At 55.3% G+C, this 14,779-nt stretch carries 12 protein-coding genes; 6 read left to right on the forward strand and 6 right to left on the reverse strand.

Going from position 1 to position 14,779, the window contains the following annotated elements; all coding sequences use genetic code 11:
• Nucleotides 1–2: 2 nt before the first annotated feature.
• The gene (locus CDA56_RS27535; RefSeq protein ID WP_102802876.1) at nucleotides 3–1,532 is read left to right on the forward strand and encodes a 2-oxo acid dehydrogenase subunit E2; all 1,530 of its coding nucleotides are present in this window, start codon (nucleotides 3–5) and stop codon (nucleotides 1,530–1,532) included.
• A complete protein-coding gene (gene lpdA / locus CDA56_RS27540) occupies nucleotides 1,516–2,913 on the forward strand; it encodes a dihydrolipoyl dehydrogenase (protein ID WP_064357459.1) in 1,398 nt (465 codons plus the stop codon). The genes CDA56_RS27535 and lpdA overlap by 17 nt, the downstream gene beginning before the upstream one ends.
• A gap of 44 nt (nucleotides 2,914–2,957) precedes the next feature.
• Here the strand turns inward: lpdA and glgX are convergent, their stop codons facing one another.
• Genes glgX through treZ form a run of 3 tightly spaced genes read right to left on the reverse strand, consistent with a single transcriptional unit; the run spans nucleotide 2,958 to nucleotide 9,360 of the window.
• Nucleotides 2,958–5,027, reverse strand: a complete 2,070-nt coding sequence (gene glgX / locus CDA56_RS27545) for a glycogen debranching protein GlgX (RefSeq protein ID WP_102802875.1) — start codon at nucleotides 5,025–5,027, stop codon at nucleotides 2,958–2,960.
• A 5-nt stretch (nucleotides 5,028–5,032) separates the two neighbouring features.
• Nucleotides 5,033–7,576, reverse strand: a complete 2,544-nt coding sequence (treY, locus tag CDA56_RS27550) for a malto-oligosyltrehalose synthase (protein WP_102802874.1) — start codon at nucleotides 7,574–7,576, stop codon at nucleotides 5,033–5,035.
• A complete protein-coding gene (treZ, locus tag CDA56_RS27555; protein WP_102802873.1) occupies nucleotides 7,573–9,360 on the reverse strand; it encodes a malto-oligosyltrehalose trehalohydrolase in 1,788 nt (595 codons plus the stop codon). The genes treY and treZ overlap by 4 nt, the downstream gene beginning before the upstream one ends.
• 144 nt (nucleotides 9,361–9,504) lie before the next feature.
• Between treZ and CDA56_RS27560 the strand changes: the two genes are divergently transcribed.
• Both CDA56_RS27560 and CDA56_RS27565 read left to right on the forward strand, forming a co-directional pair.
• Nucleotides 9,505–10,032 carry a GNAT family N-acetyltransferase gene (locus CDA56_RS27560; protein ID WP_025108366.1) on the forward strand — a complete coding sequence of 176 codons (528 nt, stop codon included), beginning with the start codon at nucleotides 9,505–9,507 and terminating at the stop codon, nucleotides 10,030–10,032.
• Nucleotides 10,033–10,148: 116 nt separating this feature from the next.
• Nucleotides 10,149–11,033 (forward strand): SDR family oxidoreductase, encoded by an 885-nt coding sequence (locus CDA56_RS27565; protein WP_102802872.1) that lies wholly within the window; start codon nucleotides 10,149–10,151, stop codon nucleotides 11,031–11,033.
• A 53-nt stretch (nucleotides 11,034–11,086) separates the two neighbouring features.
• On the opposite strand, the gene CDA56_RS27570 is transcribed toward CDA56_RS27565, so the two are convergent.
• Nucleotides 11,087–11,317 (reverse strand): hypothetical protein, encoded by a 231-nt coding sequence (locus tag CDA56_RS27570; RefSeq protein ID WP_014838472.1) that lies wholly within the window; start codon nucleotides 11,315–11,317, stop codon nucleotides 11,087–11,089.
• Between the two features lie 318 nt (nucleotides 11,318–11,635).
• Here CDA56_RS27570 and CDA56_RS27575 point away from each other — a divergent pair, with 318 nt between their 5' ends.
• On the forward strand, nucleotides 11,636–11,797 hold the full coding sequence (locus tag CDA56_RS27575) for a YqaE/Pmp3 family membrane protein (RefSeq protein WP_004102047.1): 162 nt from the start codon (nucleotides 11,636–11,638) through the stop codon (nucleotides 11,795–11,797).
• A gap of 57 nt (nucleotides 11,798–11,854) precedes the next feature.
• The gene (ivy, locus tag CDA56_RS27580) at nucleotides 11,855–12,295 is read left to right on the forward strand and encodes an Ivy family C-type lysozyme inhibitor (RefSeq protein WP_102802871.1); all 441 of its coding nucleotides are present in this window, start codon (nucleotides 11,855–11,857) and stop codon (nucleotides 12,293–12,295) included.
• Nucleotides 12,296–12,383: 88 nt separating this feature from the next.
• Here the strand turns inward: ivy and nqrE are convergent, their stop codons facing one another.
• Nucleotides 12,384–12,995, reverse strand: coding sequence for an NADH:ubiquinone reductase (Na(+)-transporting) subunit E (nqrE, locus tag CDA56_RS27585; protein WP_009652200.1), 612 nt, complete (start codon nucleotides 12,993–12,995; stop codon nucleotides 12,384–12,386).
• A gap of 120 nt (nucleotides 12,996–13,115) precedes the next feature.
• On the reverse strand, nucleotides 13,116–14,651 hold the full coding sequence (locus CDA56_RS27590; RefSeq protein WP_102802870.1) for an EAL domain-containing protein: 1,536 nt from the start codon (nucleotides 14,649–14,651) through the stop codon (nucleotides 13,116–13,118).
• Between the last annotated feature and the right edge of the window lie 128 nt (nucleotides 14,652–14,779).

Genomic DNA, 14,779 nt, shown 5'->3' on the forward strand with positions numbered 1-14,779 from the left:
CTATGAGCGATATCAGGACACTTGAAATGCCGAAGTGGGGCCTTTCAATGGAGGAAGGCGTGCTCGCGCGGTGGGCCATCCAGGAGGGTGACCGCTTCGCCAAAGGGCAGGAAATCTGTGAAATTGAGACCAGCAAAATCGTCAATGTTCTGGAGGCCCCCTTCGCCGGTACGCTACGGCGGATAATCGCCCGGGTGGGAGATACCCTCCCGGTCGGCGCTGTTTTGGCGTTGGTAGCTGACTCTTCGGTAAGCGATGCTGAACTGGATGCCTTTGCCGCCAGTCTGGCCGCGGCGCAGCCAGCAGCGCCTGCCACGCAGACTACCGAGCCTGCTGTAGCGGCCGTCGCGCCCTCCATTGTACCAGCCCCCGCCAATAAGCCTGCGGCATCCATTGGGCAGACCGAGGTACCCACCAGCCTGCAAGGCATAACCGATCCGACTCAGGTGAATGCCACTCCCCATGCGTTACGTCAGTCTGCGCGGTTGGGCGTTGACTTGAAAAAGGTCCAGGGTAGTGGGCGTGGCGAGCGTATCTCTGTCGCTGACCTTGAGAGCGCGATCGTTGCCGCAGGCGGCCGCATCGCCTCTCCGCCGCCGCCCGTTCGTTCCGGCAAAGCGCCGCGATCGCATACCGATGATAGCCAGGTATCGGCAACCCCGTTGGCGCGCCGTCTGGCCAACAAACTGGGGATCAACCTGCACGACTGCCGCAAAAGCGGTTCACTCGGACGGGTGAGCCGTGATGATGTGCTGGCGGCCGCTTTGCTGCTTGATGGGCTACCCCAGGCCGGGGCTCCACAAGCCACGTCAGCGACAGCCTTTGAGACGTTGCCGATGTCCAGTATGCGGCGAGCGATCGCTGGCCGTTTGCAAATGTCCAAGCAACATGCACCCCATTTCCGTTTGACCGTCGATCTCGATCTGGAGCGACTCTTAGCATTGCGTAAGGAAATCAACAGCGAAGTACCCGGCGTCAAGATTTCGGTTAACGATATGCTGGTTAAGGCCTGCGCCATGGCGCTGATAACCGTGCCGGACGTCAACATACAGTTTGATGAGGCTACCCAGAGCATCCGCCGTTTTGCCGATGCCGACATTTCCGTGGCCGTTGCGCTGCCAGACGGGTTAATTACCCCTATCGTACGTTCGGCCAACAGCAGGTCGATAAGCGACATATCAAACGAAGTTCATTCTCTGATAACCAAAGCCCGGGCGGGCATGCTCAAGCCCGAAGAATTCCAGGGCGGCACCTTTAGCGTGTCAAACCTGGGCATGCTCGGAGTACGGCAGTTTGATGCCATCATAAACCCACCCCAGGGCGCGATCCTTGCGATTGGCGCAGGCGAGCCCCGAGCGGTAGTTCGCGATGGACAAATCGTCGTCCGCCATCAACTGACCGTATCGCTGTCCTGCGATCACCGGGTCATCGATGGGGCGTCAGGCGCGGCTTTTCTCCAGGCGCTCAAGCGGCTGGTTGAAACACCGACGCTGTTGTTTATCGAGGAGACGAGCTATGCACGACAAATATGATGTACTGATAATAGGTGGCGGGCCTGGGGGGTATGTCGCCGCCATTCGTGCCGGCCAGCTAGGGCTTCGTACAGCATTGGTGGAAAAGCAGCATTTAGGGGGGATCTGCCTGAACTGGGGATGCATTCCAACCAAGGCGCTGCTGCATGGTGCAGAGGTGGCGCACAGTATTGCGCATGCCGATCGGCTGGGTTTTAGTCTCAGAGAGGTGAGTTTCGATGTGCAGAAACTGGTGCAGTTTAGCCGCGCCGTGTCGCAACAGCTGACCGGAGGTGTCGAGTACCTGCTGAAGAAAAATGGCGTTACTGTCATTACCGGCACCGCCCGGCTACGTGGAAAGGGGCAAGTAACGGTCGCCGATCCCCGAGGGGAAGAGCGAGACTATCGCGCTGGTTATGTGATCCTTGCGACTGGCGCCCGGCCGCGAGCGTTGCCAGGAGTAGAGCCAGATGGTGAGCGAATCTGGACCTATTTTGAGGCCCTGCAGCCTGAGCGCTTACCGGAGTCTCTATTAATCATCGGATCAGGGGCCATCGGAGTCGAGTTCGCCAGCCTTTATAACGATCTTGGCAGTAACGTGACGCTGGTCGAACAAGCCGCGCAGATTCTGCCCGTTGAAGACGCCGAAGTATCCGCTACCGTGCGTAAATCGTTCGAAAAACGCGGTATACACGTCCATAGCCAAACGCTGCTGACGCAGGTACAGCGCACCGATACGGGCGTGCGCTGCACCTTGAAAACCACCGGCGCCGAACAGACCCTTGAAGTCGAACGTGTGCTGTTGGCAGCGGGCGTACAGCCTAATGTGGAAGGCCTGGGGCTGGAAGCGCTGGGAGTCGAGTTGGACCGCGGGTTTATCAAGACGGATGCAGCTTGCCGAACCAACGTATTTGGGCTCTATGCTATCGGCGATGTGGCCGGCCCGCCGTGTCTGGCGCACAAAGCCAGCCACGAAGGCGCGATCTGCGTCGAGACGCTGGCTGGCGTCAAAGGCGTACGCCCTCTTAACCGCGACTATGTGCCCGGTTGTACCTATGCCCGGCCACAGGTTGCCAGCCTGGGCTTGACAGAGGCGAAGGCTCGCGAGACGGGACGGCCAATCAAGATCGGTAAGTTCGCATATCAGGGGAATGGTAAGGCGCTGGCCAGCGGGGAGACGGAGGGTTTTGTAAAGACTGTTTTCGACGCCGAAACCGGCGAACTGCTGGGCGCGCATATGGTTGGTGAGCAGGTCACTGAACAGATCCAGGGTTTTGGTATCGCGCATCATCTGGAGGCCACAGATGAGAGTCTCTTATCGATGATCTTTGCTCATCCAACACTTTCTGAAGCCATGCATGAATCCATCCTTGCCGCCAGTGGTCAGCCGCTGCATCAATAATGACAATATAAACCCGGCATTCAACGCCGGGTTTGTCTGAGGCTTTAAGGCCGTCTGAAAAGGGCAATGCTGCGCCCGGCCAGAACAAAATCAATTGTCTCGGTAATGATGACGCCGTCCGTTTTTTCTTCAGCGGTCGACAGCTCAAGAACCCAGCCGCCTTCGCCAAACTGCGGGATCTGGAACGGAACATCGCCCTCAAAGGGATTGAACAGCATCAGCACGTCATGCCAGATGCCCTCCTCCTGTTCAAGATCGGGTCGGCTGATGGCGAGACCTAACGTCGAACCTTCATCCCATTGTTCAGATTGCTGCAGACCGCCGCCGGCGTTAAACCAGCGTATCTCGAGCCCGTCACGCCAGCTTTCACGGCGTAAAAGCGGTTGCTCCGCACGCAGCGCTATCAGACGCTGGGTGAAATGGCGCAACGCATGGTCCTGATCGGACAGTGCTTCCCAGTTGACCCATGAAATCTCGCTGTCCTGGCAGTAGCCGTTATTATTGCCCTGCTGAGAACGGCCAAACTCATCGCCGGCCAGCAGCATCGGCGTACCGTGGGAGAACAATAACGTGGTCAGGAAATTCCGCTTCTGGCGTTCGCGGACGGCGACGATATCCTGGTTTTCCGTCGGGCCTTCTTCGCCATAATTGCAGGAGCGGTTGTCATTATGCCCGTCGTTATTGTCCTCACCGTTGGCTTCATTATGCTTCTCGTTATACGAAACCAGATCGTTCAACGTGAAGCCGTCATGGGCGGTAATAAAATTGACGCTGGACCACGGACGACGGCCGCGTAAATCGTACAGATCGCCGGAGCCCAGTAAACGGGCGGCAAAGTCATTGGAAACATTATCCCCCTTCCAGTATTCCCGCACCGTATCACGATATTTATCGTTCCACTCGCCCCAGCCAGGCGGAAAACCGCCGACCTGATAACCCCCGGGACCGATATCCCAGGGCTCACCAATCAGTTTAAGCTTCGATAAAACCGGATCCTGGGTTACCGCATCGAAGAACCCGCCTCGCGGATCGAAGCCCTCGGGTTCGCGCCCGAGAATGGTCCCCAGATCAAAACGAAAGCCGTCGACGTGCATGGCTTGAGCCCAGTAACGTAGCGAATCCATGACCATCTGCAGCACCCGGGGATGCGAGGTATTCACCGTGTTCCCCGTCCCGGTATCATTTATGTAATAGCGATGCTGATCCGGCATCGTCCGGTAGTAGGAAAAATTATCAATGCCTTTAAATGAGAGCGTCGGTCCCAGCTCATTGCCTTCCGCGGTGTGGTTGTAAACCACGTCAAGGATCACTTCGATACCGGCATCATGAAATGCGCGCACCATGTCGCGGAAGCCCGCGATACCCGCGGGTCCATAGTAACGGGACGCGGGAGCGAAGAAGCCCAGCGTATTGTAACCCCAGAAGTTTTTTAGCCCTCTGTCGAGCAGATGCCGATCGTCCGGAAACCAGTGTACGGGAAGCAGCTCAACGGAAGTGATGCCCAGGCTCTTGATATAATCGACGGAAGCCTGATGCCCAAGCCCCTCAAATGTGCCGCGCAGCTCCGGGGGAAGCGCCGGATTGCGCTGGGTAAAACCCTTCACATGCGTTTCGTAGATAACCGCATGCGGCCAGGGGACGTCTGGGCGATTTTCCCCCTGCCAGTCGAAGGCATCCGGGTCGACAACCTTGCATTTTGGCGTAAATGGCGCGCTATCGCGGGTATCAAAGCTCAGATCTTTCTCCTCATGGCCCATCTCGTAGCCGAAATGCGCATCGTTCCATTCAATATCGCCTTCCAGCTCCCGCGCGTAGGGATCGATAAGCAATTTATGTGGATTAAAGCGATGGCCGTTTTCCGGATCGTACGGCCCATAAACCCGATAACCGTATAAGGCACCGGGCTGCAGACCGGGTACGTAGCCGTGCCAGATTTCGTGTGTATATTCAGGTAGTTCAAGCCGGGCTATTTCCGTTTTTCCGCAAGGATCGAATAAGCACAGCTCAACCCGCTCAGCGTGCGCTGAAAACAGCGCGAAGTTCACGCCCTTTCCGTCAAAATTAGCCCCCAGCTGCTGGCCGTCCCCGGGCTCTATTGCAAACGTTTCTTTCATTGACACTATTCCTCTCTACTTTTCTTTTCACTAATAAGCGTTACTAACCACCCCGTTGCTGACGCCAGATCGAGCGCCTCTTCGACAAGACGGTTTTCGCCGGTTAACGCATCGCGATAATGTCGTCCTGCCAGATCTTCGGGTATGGCTACCGCAGTGTTGCCCCACAGCCTGGCCGGGGAATCAGCCAACCCGTGCGCCGCGACGTCAAAGGCCAGGCGAGGAACCACCACGATAAGGGCCTCCTCGTCGTTGATGCGCGCGTAGGCGATAAGATTCTCTTCCCTGTCACCGGTGACCTTTAATGGTACCCAGTCACCATAATGGAAGAGCGCGGAATGTCGCTGCCTTAACCAGAGAAACGATGCGGTGACGTACTGCTTCAGCTGCCCGTCTCGCCATGCGTTTTCGTTATCAAATAACTCTGGGCCTTCGCTATCGAGGTTATGCGCCAGGACGGCGAAGTCAGGTTCACGTCGGTTATCCGGATCGACAAGGCTGAAGTTCAGCGCCTCGCTCCCCTGATAAATATCCGGTACGCCGGGCGCGGTCAGTTTGATGACCGTCTGGCTGAGGCTGTTCACCAGGCCGGCACGGATAAAAGGCTGCAGGGCGGTGTGAAAATCGTTGAGAAAGAGCGAATTATCCGCAGCGAACAGCTGTTGCGCATAGTTCAGCACAACGCTTTCATAGCTCTCATTGCTGTCGATCCAGTCGGTTCTTTGCTTGGCCTCGCGCAGCGCTTTTTCCATAAAAGCAAGAAAACGCGTCTCGAGTGCTTTCAGCCCTGCGGTATCGTCGGGCAGCAGCGTTGCAGGCCACACGCCGGCGAGCGCCTGATAGATCATCCACGTATCCGCCGCGTTCGGCGCCGTACCGTCGTTCAAAAAACGCACCTGGGTTTGATTCATCTGACGCCAGCGCGCAAGGTTTTCCGCCCACAGCTGCGGGGCTTCCGTCAGGGTGTAAAGCCGGGCGCGCGCATCTTCCCCGCGTTTAGTATCGTGCGTCGACGTTCCCAGCAGCGCGTCGGGCTGGCGGGCAAGACGAATGCGCATCTCCTGGTGAAAACGAGAGAGAGAAAAAGCGCGAGGAGTAGGATCGGCCCCGACTTCGTTCAATGCCAGGTCGAGGTTATGGCGAAAGAACAGCGTATCCTCGACCGATTTAGCCATCAACGGCCCCGTCAGCTGCTGAAAGCGGGTCCTGAAGAGTGACGCGGTGTCGAGGCTACTTTCGTGCAGATTGCCGGTCAGGATGGCGATAATGACCTCAAGCGCCCTGGCATCGGGTTTGTCTTCCCTGGCGTTCACCTGGTCAACCACCCGGTTTAACAGCGTAATATCGCCTGCGGTCAGCCCTTCGGCGGTGCCGTAGGTACGATAGACCGGGAAGGCCAGCAGCAGTTCACGCAAGGCATGGCGCAGCGCGTCGCTCTCAACCGGCATGCTATTACGCTCCGCCAGTTCGGTGGCCAGCCGCAATAAGGTGGTAAATTCACCCTCAAAATTGCGATCCACCATCAGTCCTTTCGCCTCGCGCAGCGCGGTATGGCGATCTATCGCTCCGCCGAGCGCTTCATCATGAACCTGCTGCAGCTGATCGAGGTTATTGTCATCCACCAGCACTTCCGCCAGCGAAGCGATAAACTCATATCCTGTGGTGCCGGAGACGGGCCAGTCGGCGGGCAGCTGCTCGCCTTTGGCGAGGATTTTTTCCACCGTAATGTAGCACTCTGGCCCGGCTGCCTGGCGCAGGCGCTGCAAATACCCCAGCGGGTCGGCAAGGCCATCAATATGGTCAATGCGCAGACCATCGACGATGCCAGAATGCACCAGTTCAAGGATAAGGCGGTGGGTGTCGTCAAACACCGCCGGGTCTTCAACCCGGACGCCAATCAGGCCGGTAATTTCAAAAAAGCGCCGCCAGGAGAGCTGCCTGGGCGCCTCCCGCCAGGACATCAGCCGCCAGCTTTGCGCCTCGTGCAGCGCCAGAATGGCGTCGCGGTCCGGGGATGTTAGTAGTTGCTCACCTGTCGCCAGGGTTTGAGGATTCAGGGGCCAGGCCTGGTCATAGTAGACGAACGCCGGCTTCCCGGTTTCCGGATCGCGTTTTAGCGCGAGCGCCCCGCTCTCCAGCTCCGCCTCAAAGGTATCCCCCAGAAACGGCAGCGTAACCGGACGCGTCCAGTCAATATCGAAATAATGGGCCCAGGCGCTGTTTTTGCCCTGCTCGATGACGTCCCGCCACCAGCGATTCTCCAGCGAGGTCGCCATATGGTTGGGAACAATATCCAGAATCAGGCCAATTTGCGCGTTTCGCAGCGCCTTCACCATCCGGTCAAACCCTTCGCGGCCCCCGATGGCCGGATCGATCTCGTTAGGATCGGTAATATCATAGCCATGGGTTGACCCGCTGGTTGCCGTAAAAATCGGCGAGGCGTAAAGATGGCTGATACCCAGGTCTTTGAGATATGGCGCGAGCGCCGCCGCGCGATCGAAGGTCATGCCGTTACGGAACTGAATACGATAGGTTGCGGAAGGGATCATGATGAGGCTTCTCCATGTGCAAAACGGACAACAATACTGTTTGGCGATAACGCCTCCTGCCGCTCCGGCCAGCTAAAAATGACCTCGCCCGGTATTTCCGGCATCTCTGCCCGCTCCTCGCCGATATTCAGCGCCACGGAGAGCGTGCCGCCGGAGAATTGCCAGCTCACCGCCAGCGCCTGCGCCGCCACGTGCAGGATCATGCCCTCCACGGCCCCTCCCGCCGCGAGCAGCGGGACAATGTAGCGATGGCGCAGCTGGATAAGGTGGCGCGTAAAGCGCAGCCAGGCTTTCCCCTCCTCGCTTGCCGCCTTCTGCCAGTCGAGCTTAGAACGGATAAAGGTCCGGGGATCGTTCGGGTCAGGGACTGATGCATCGTGTCCCGCGTGCCCGGCAAACTCTTTAGCCCGCCCTTCCCGCACCGCCTTCGCGAGGTCGCCATGAAAATCGGTAAAGAACAGAAAGGGGTTCGTCTCCGCAAACTCTTCGCCCATAAACAGCAAAGGAATGTGGGGCGACAGAAGCAATGCGGCGAGCAGAACGCGCGTTTTCCCGGCGCCGGCAAGAGAAATCAGCCTTTCCCCCTGCGCACGGTTCCCGGTCTGATCGTGATTCTGAATAAAGTCGACAAAAAACTGCGGCGGCTGAGCGGCGCAGGCCACGCCGCGTGGCTTTCCGGTTTGCGCAGAAAGCTCACCCTGGTAGACAAACCCTTCGGCCAGCGCCCTTGCGACATTCTTTGCCGGCTGATGCGCAAAATCCTGATAATAGGCGTGCGTTTCGCCGGTCGCGAAAACGTGGGCGGCGTTATGAAAGTCATCATTCCACTCGGCGGTAAAGAGCGGCGTCTGTCCGTTCTCATCGCGCGGATGGAGGAAAATCACGTTCCGGCTGTCTTCAGTGGTGAGGTGGATGTGGCGGTCGGGAATCGCGGCGCGGATATTTTCGGCTATTTCTATCAGTACGTGCCTGGCGGAGCGATCTTCAATCTGATCGATAGCATCAAAGCGCAGCCCATCGAGCTGGTATTCGGTCAGCCAGAACAGCGGCGCCTCGGTAATATACTGCCGCACGGCCTCGGTTTCATAGGCGATAGCGTTACCCCACGGGGTCATCCGGTCCTGATGAAAAAAGCCCGGCGACAGCAGAGAGAGATAGTTGCCTTCCGGGCCAAAATGGTTCAGTACGATATCGAGAACCACCGATAGCCCTAACCCGTGGGCGGCATCAATAAAGGCGTGAAAATCCTCCGGTGCGCCATACGCTGCGTGCGGCGCATAGAGTAATACACCGTCGTAACCCCAGCCGCGGGAACCGCCAAACTGGGCTACGGGCATGACCTCTATCTGGGTGATCCCCAGCTCCGCCAGATAAGGCAGCTTTTCGATGGCGGCCAGAAAGGTGCCATCCGGCGTAAAGGTGCCCGGATGAAGTTCATATATCACGGTTTCTTCCCACGGACGCCCTTTCCAGCCAGCGTTAACCGGCTGAAAACGGCTGGGGTCGATGACCACCGAAGGGCCGTTAACATCATCGCGTTGCGCGCGAGACGCCGGGTCCGGAATGCGCGTGCCGTCGGCTAAACGGAGCATATATTCATCACCATGCTTTACGCCGGGGACGTCAATCTGGAACCAGCCCTCTCCCGCGGCGTCCATCGGAATATCCCGCCCCGTCAGGCTCAGCGTCATCGTTTTTTGACCTTCGGCCCAGACGCGAAAGCGGACCGTGTCCGCGGCAATGAACTCCGCCCCCCAATGTTTTTTAAATACTCTGGATTCCATTAAATATCCTCAAATGACCTGTGGAAAATGCGGCATGAATATAAGATTAGACCAGGTTTAAACGCGTGCGCTGTTGATGGCGAGGCTGTTATTTTTAAAGACGTTGTCTATGATTAATAAATCGCTTAAAAAACAAGGAATGCTATGCAGATTCGTAAAGGATTAAATTCCGACCTGGCTCGCCTGGAATATTGTGATTTTTCCTTCACCGTCAGCCAGATTGCCACCGGCCCCTTTGTCAATAATGATCTGAAAATTGAAACACTTCCCAGCGCTTATAATAAAACCTATGAACTGGACATCCAGACGCTGGAAAACCACTGCGTTAATCCGGATGCTATATTTTTAATCGCGGAAACCGACGCGGGGCAAGTCGCCGGATTTATCACCGCTTCCTTGATCTGGAACAAATTTATTTCCGTGGATTATATCGCCATTGAGCGCTCACAGCGCAGAACGGGCGCGGCCAACAAGCTCATGGCGGCAGCCCATATATGGGCCCGGAGCATGAGCGCGGCGGGATTAAAGCTGGAAACCCAGAACGTCAACGTTCCCGCCTGCCTTTTCTACCGAAATTATGGCTTTACCCTGGGCGGATACGATCGTTATCTCTACAGCGCGTTACCGGAAAAAGATGAAATTGCGTTGTTCTGGTATTACATGTTGACTTAAAAACCAGGTAAATAATTCCTGGTTTTACGATGTTAATTATTCCTGGTTTACGCTTTTTTTATCGCCCAAACGCAGTCATTGACTAATCTTAAATTTCATTTATTAAGGAGGCCGGTATGACAACAGGAAATAACCCAACGCTACACTATCCACTTCCGCCGTTTGTCGAGCAGCCGCAGCAGCCCCCGGGGCTGGCATCCGAAATGAAGCCCCTTCCCGATCACGGTGAGACCAGCTATACCGGTTCCGGAAAGCTGGCGGGGAAAAAAGCGCTGATTACCGGCGGTGATTCGGGGATTGGTCGGGCTGTCGCGATTGCCTACGCGCGGGAAGGCGCGGATGTCGCTATCGGCTACCTGCCGGAGGAGGAGTCCGACGCGGCTGCCGTTATCGCGCTGATCCAGGCCGAGGGAAGAAAAGCCGTCGCCATTCCCGGCGATATTCGGATTGAGTCATTTTGCGATACCCTGGTTGAAAAGGCGGTCGCTGAGCTGGGCGGGCTGGATATTCTGGTTAACAACGCCGGCAGGCAGCAGTATTGTGAATCCATTGAGACGTTAACGACCGCCGCGTTTGACACCACGTTTAAAACCAACGTTTATGCGCCCTTCTGGATAACCAAAGCCGCGCTTCGTCATCTCTCGCAGGGGGCGGCGATCATTAACACCTCTTCCGTGCAGGCGTTTAAACCCAGCGAGATCCTGCTGGATTATGCCCAGACCAAAGCCTGCAACGTGGCGTTTACCAAATCGCTGGCTAAGCAGCTTGGTCCGCGCGGTATCCGCGTTAACGCCGTGGCGCCCGGCCCGTACTGGACTCCGCTGCAGTCAAGCGGCGGCCAGCCGCAAGAGAAAGTTCAGCATTTTGGTGAGGATACGCCGCTCGGCAGACCGGGACAGCCGGTCGAGATTGCGCCCCTTTACGTTCTCCTCGCCTCAGATGCCTGCTCGTACGCTTCCGGTCAGGTCTGGTGCTCAGACGGCGGTACCGGCGTCGCATAAAAGAAGCGCTCGTCGCTGTCGCGCGCTGTTCCAGCTCGCCGCAGCGGCGAACGCTAGCCGCAGAGAAGAAACTGGATGAGGGTAATCAGCAAATAAAAACCGCAGACGATTTGCAAAACTCTCCAGCCCCACCTGAAATAACGCCACTGATAACGCTCCCTGGCATTCGCCTGCGCAATAGCGGGTTCCAGGACCTGCTTTTTCTGCTTCCTTCTAACCATGCTCCAGCCCCACCCGACAATGGTCAGGATGACGATAACTTTATAAAGGATAATGTTGTCCATGCCGCCGCCATTTCATGATGGGATAAATCTCCCCGCCAGTGTAGCGCACTTCCCGCCTCGTTACCTGCATTCCTTATTTACGTTTATATGCGTTTACGATGGAACACTCTTGCTTTGTCAGCGTTGCGGACGCAAGCCTCACCCGGGAATAATCTTATATATGTCAGAAAGGTGAATTGGGACTTTTCTATTTATTAAATATGTAGTATCGAGGCGCGGGTAATATTAGCAGTCTTATTATTCAAAAAGTTAAAATTTGCAAAAACAGGCGCAACCGCTAAAATAATTATGAGCTAACTCACTTAACAGGGAGATATTATGGGTTTTTGGCGAATTGTGTTGACGATTATTCTACCCCCGCTTGGCGTACTGCTGGGTAAAGGCTTTGGTTGGGCGTTTATCCTCAATATTATTTTAACGATCCTCGGCTATATTCCAGGCCTTATCCACGCTTTTTGGGTTCAGACCAAAAACAGCTAATCAGAGCCATTATCACCGGTCATCAAACGGAATCAGAAAGTTCGCAGGAGCTATTTTATGCTTAAACACTTAACCGCTATCGCTTTTCTGGCTGCATCCACCCACGCCATGGCGCAAACCGATATGACGCTGGACGGTCTGGCCAAAAAGGAACCGGCAGCCTTTAGCCAGATGGTTAAAGGGCATAACCTGCCCGCCTGGATAAAGTCTGGCGGCACGGGCTCGCCTGCACGGACGGTGAAGCTTGGCGCCGAGGTCTATCAGGTACTCAGCGCCTGCAAACCCCACGACTGCGCAGCGGAGCGCTTCGCCGTGCTGTGGTCGGAAAAATCCGGACAGATGTCCGGGCTTTATTCCGCCGTTGACGAAAAAACCGCCCAGGAGACACTGACCTGGCTGAATGTTAGCGATGAACGCTCTATCGATGGCAAGACGGTGCTCTTTGCCGCCCTGAGCGGCAGCCTGGAGAACCATCCGGATGCGTTTAACTACCCGTAGTAAAACGCTGAGGCAATAATTTCGCGCCTTCTGCCGTACAACCCCAGGGTCTGGACGGCAGAATCTCTCCCCCGACGTTCAGCGTAGCCTACAGCGAGATGCCGGCGAACGACATAAACCCCAGCGACATTAAGCCGGCGGTAATAAATACGCTACCTAAACCGCGTAAGCCTTTAGGCATATTGGCATATTTCAGCTTTTCACGAATGCCGGCCAGCGCCACAATCGCCAGCGCCCAGCCAATACCGCACCCGGTGCCATAAGTCAGTGATTCAAGGAAGCTGTATTCACGCTGCACCATAAAAATCGTCGCGCCGAAAATGGCGCAGTGGATAGTTAACAGCGGCAGGAACGGCCCCAGAGCATGGTTTAACGCGTGGAAATATTTGTCGATCACCATTTCGAGGATCTGCACCAGCGCCGCAAGCACGCCGATAAACGTGATGAAATCGAGGAAGCTCAGGTCAACCCCTTCGATCAGGGCGTTCTCTTTCAGCAGGTAATGGTAAATCAGGTTGTTAATCGGCGTCGCAATGGCCAGCAGCGCCGTCACGGTTACCCCGAGGCGAAATGCGACATCGATTTTTTTGGAGATAGCGAGAAAAGTACACATCCCGAGGAAAAAATTGAGCGCCATATTTTCAACGAAAACCGCGCGGATAAAAATATTGAGATGAGATTCAAACAAGACAACCTCCATGTTGTTGAGTTGTTTCTCAATAATGCCAAATTTTCAGCTTGAACGGGTTATTATTACTCGGTTTTGCCGAGTCGATCACCTTTTAATTTCCTGTGTTTTGCGTGGGCAAGAGCGTCACCTTTAGGGCCTTCCTGACTCGCTAAACGAGCGAGGAAGCATCTGAATAAACGCATCGACCGGCACCGGTTTAGAAAAGTAATAGCCCTGATAGAGGGTAATCCCCATATTTTTGAGCATCGTGAGCTGCTCCTTATCCTCGATGCCCTCAGCAATAATCTGGCAATGAAACTTCCTGGCCAGATTAACCATATTCTTCACCACCAGCGCGGAAGCCGTGTTGGTCACAATGTTGAGGGTAAAGACCTTATCGATTTTGATAATCTCAGGATTAAATTGCTGGATGTAGCTGTAGTTCGCGTAGCCGGTACCAAAATCATCCAGCGAAAACTGAACGCCGATACGCCTGAGTTTGTCCGTCACCGCTGATGTTTGCCGGGTATTTTCGATCGACTCCCGCTCGGTTATCTCCAGAACAAGGCGGACTTGCGCCTCTTTCATCTGCTGGATAAACGTCTGGCACAGGGTCACTATTTCGTCGTCCTGAAAGTTTACCGAACTGGTGTTAAAGCAAATAAACAACCCTCCAGGGATAACGGATTGATGGCGCCGAAGCTGACGGATCACCTCGGCAAAGCAAATCGCCGTCACGTCTTTAATCAAACCGGTCTGCTCTGCCACGGAAATAAATTTATCCGGCGCAATAAATCCCTGCTTCGGATGTTCCCAGCGCACCAGCACCTCACCGCCGATAACCGCTCCGCTGTCATTGTTGATAATTGGCTGAATATAGGGCTTGAGCTGCTTCAGTTCGATAGCCTTTCTGAGCTGATACTCAATCGTATTACGGTAGCGGAGGTAGTTTCTGAATAAAAAGGTGAGCAGCAAGGAGGCCAGAATAATGGCGATAAGCGTGTGTTGCTCATAGCGGATAAACGCACCGACGCCAGAGGCGTAGCCGCGATCGGCAATAACCGAATAGGTAAACAGCTCAGAGGCCAGGCGCACGGGAACCTTGATATCCGGCGTCGCCGTCACTTCCCCTTTGCGGGTCATTATCCGATCGCCAACCTGAAGATAGAGATGCGCATCGCCATCAAGAACGGTCAAAATGTTGTATAAATAATAGCCGTCAACGCCAACCAGAATCGTATTTCCCCTCTCATCCTGTTCGCTGTAAACCATCAAGGGATGAAACGGCGTGATTTCGCTGCCGCTCAGCAGGCGCAGAGCGCCATGCGTATACTGGCGACGATCGAACTGAAATTTACGCCCGCCAAAAACCGAGGTGCAGTATATTTCGTTATCCTTACCTAAATTCACCGTGCGCACATCGGGAATGGTGGCCACCAGCGTGCGCAGCTCCGTCAGGACATTCTCGCTACAGCTTTTACCATAAAAAGGCTCAGCCAGATCGGCTGCCTGCTCCGCATGGGAGACGGTCACATCGAGGCTGGCTATCGCCTGCTGCAGGCGCGAATGGATATCTTGATCCACCTTTTTTTGCATTTGCCAGTAGCAAAGCCCGGTTCCCAGGCTCAGTAACGCAAGCAGAAACAGGAGTATCCACAGACGATGGCGTGATGATGAGTAGTTCATTGTGCTAATCCAGTTTGACTCGCCGGAAAAGGCCAAAGGTCAATTGTTTGGCCAAATTTTAATAAATCCTGTTTATACTCGCCCTGAACCGATCAAGTTTTAATGCATATCAATGATATATCATGGCA

It is taken from the genome of Klebsiella michiganensis (assembly GCF_002925905.1).
GTDB classification, from domain to species: domain Bacteria; phylum Pseudomonadota; class Gammaproteobacteria; order Enterobacterales; family Enterobacteriaceae; genus Klebsiella; species Klebsiella michiganensis.

What these genes read in the sequence shown, in the direction of transcription:
- ivy (WP_102802871.1), top strand. Translation starts at nt 11,855, where the DNA reads ATGCTTAAACACTTAACCGCTATCGCTTTTCTGGCTGCATCCACCCAC.
- CDA56_RS27590 (WP_102802870.1), bottom strand. Translation starts at nt 14,651, where the DNA reads ATGAACTACTCATCATCACGCCATCGTCTGTGGATACTCCTGTTTCTG.
- CDA56_RS27560 (WP_025108366.1), top strand. Translation starts at nt 9,505, where the DNA reads ATGCAGATTCGTAAAGGATTAAATTCCGACCTGGCTCGCCTGGAATAT.
- CDA56_RS27575 (WP_004102047.1), top strand. Translation starts at nt 11,636, where the DNA reads ATGGGTTTTTGGCGAATTGTGTTGACGATTATTCTACCCCCGCTTGGC.
- CDA56_RS27570 (WP_014838472.1), bottom strand. Translation starts at nt 11,317, where the DNA reads ATGGACAACATTATCCTTTATAAAGTTATCGTCATCCTGACCATTGTC.
- CDA56_RS27565 (WP_102802872.1), top strand. Translation starts at nt 10,149, where the DNA reads ATGACAACAGGAAATAACCCAACGCTACACTATCCACTTCCGCCGTTT.
- nqrE (WP_009652200.1), bottom strand. Translation starts at nt 12,995, where the DNA reads ATGGAGGTTGTCTTGTTTGAATCTCATCTCAATATTTTTATCCGCGCG.
- CDA56_RS27535 (WP_102802876.1), top strand. Translation starts at nt 3, where the DNA reads ATGAGCGATATCAGGACACTTGAAATGCCGAAGTGGGGCCTTTCAATG.
- glgX (WP_102802875.1), bottom strand. Translation starts at nt 5,027, where the DNA reads ATGAAAGAAACGTTTGCAATAGAGCCCGGGGACGGCCAGCAGCTGGGG.
- treY (WP_102802874.1), bottom strand. Translation starts at nt 7,576, where the DNA reads ATGATCCCTTCCGCAACCTATCGTATTCAGTTCCGTAACGGCATGACC.
- lpdA (WP_064357459.1), top strand. Translation starts at nt 1,516, where the DNA reads ATGCACGACAAATATGATGTACTGATAATAGGTGGCGGGCCTGGGGGG.
- treZ (WP_102802873.1), bottom strand. Translation starts at nt 9,360, where the DNA reads ATGGAATCCAGAGTATTTAAAAAACATTGGGGGGCGGAGTTCATTGCC.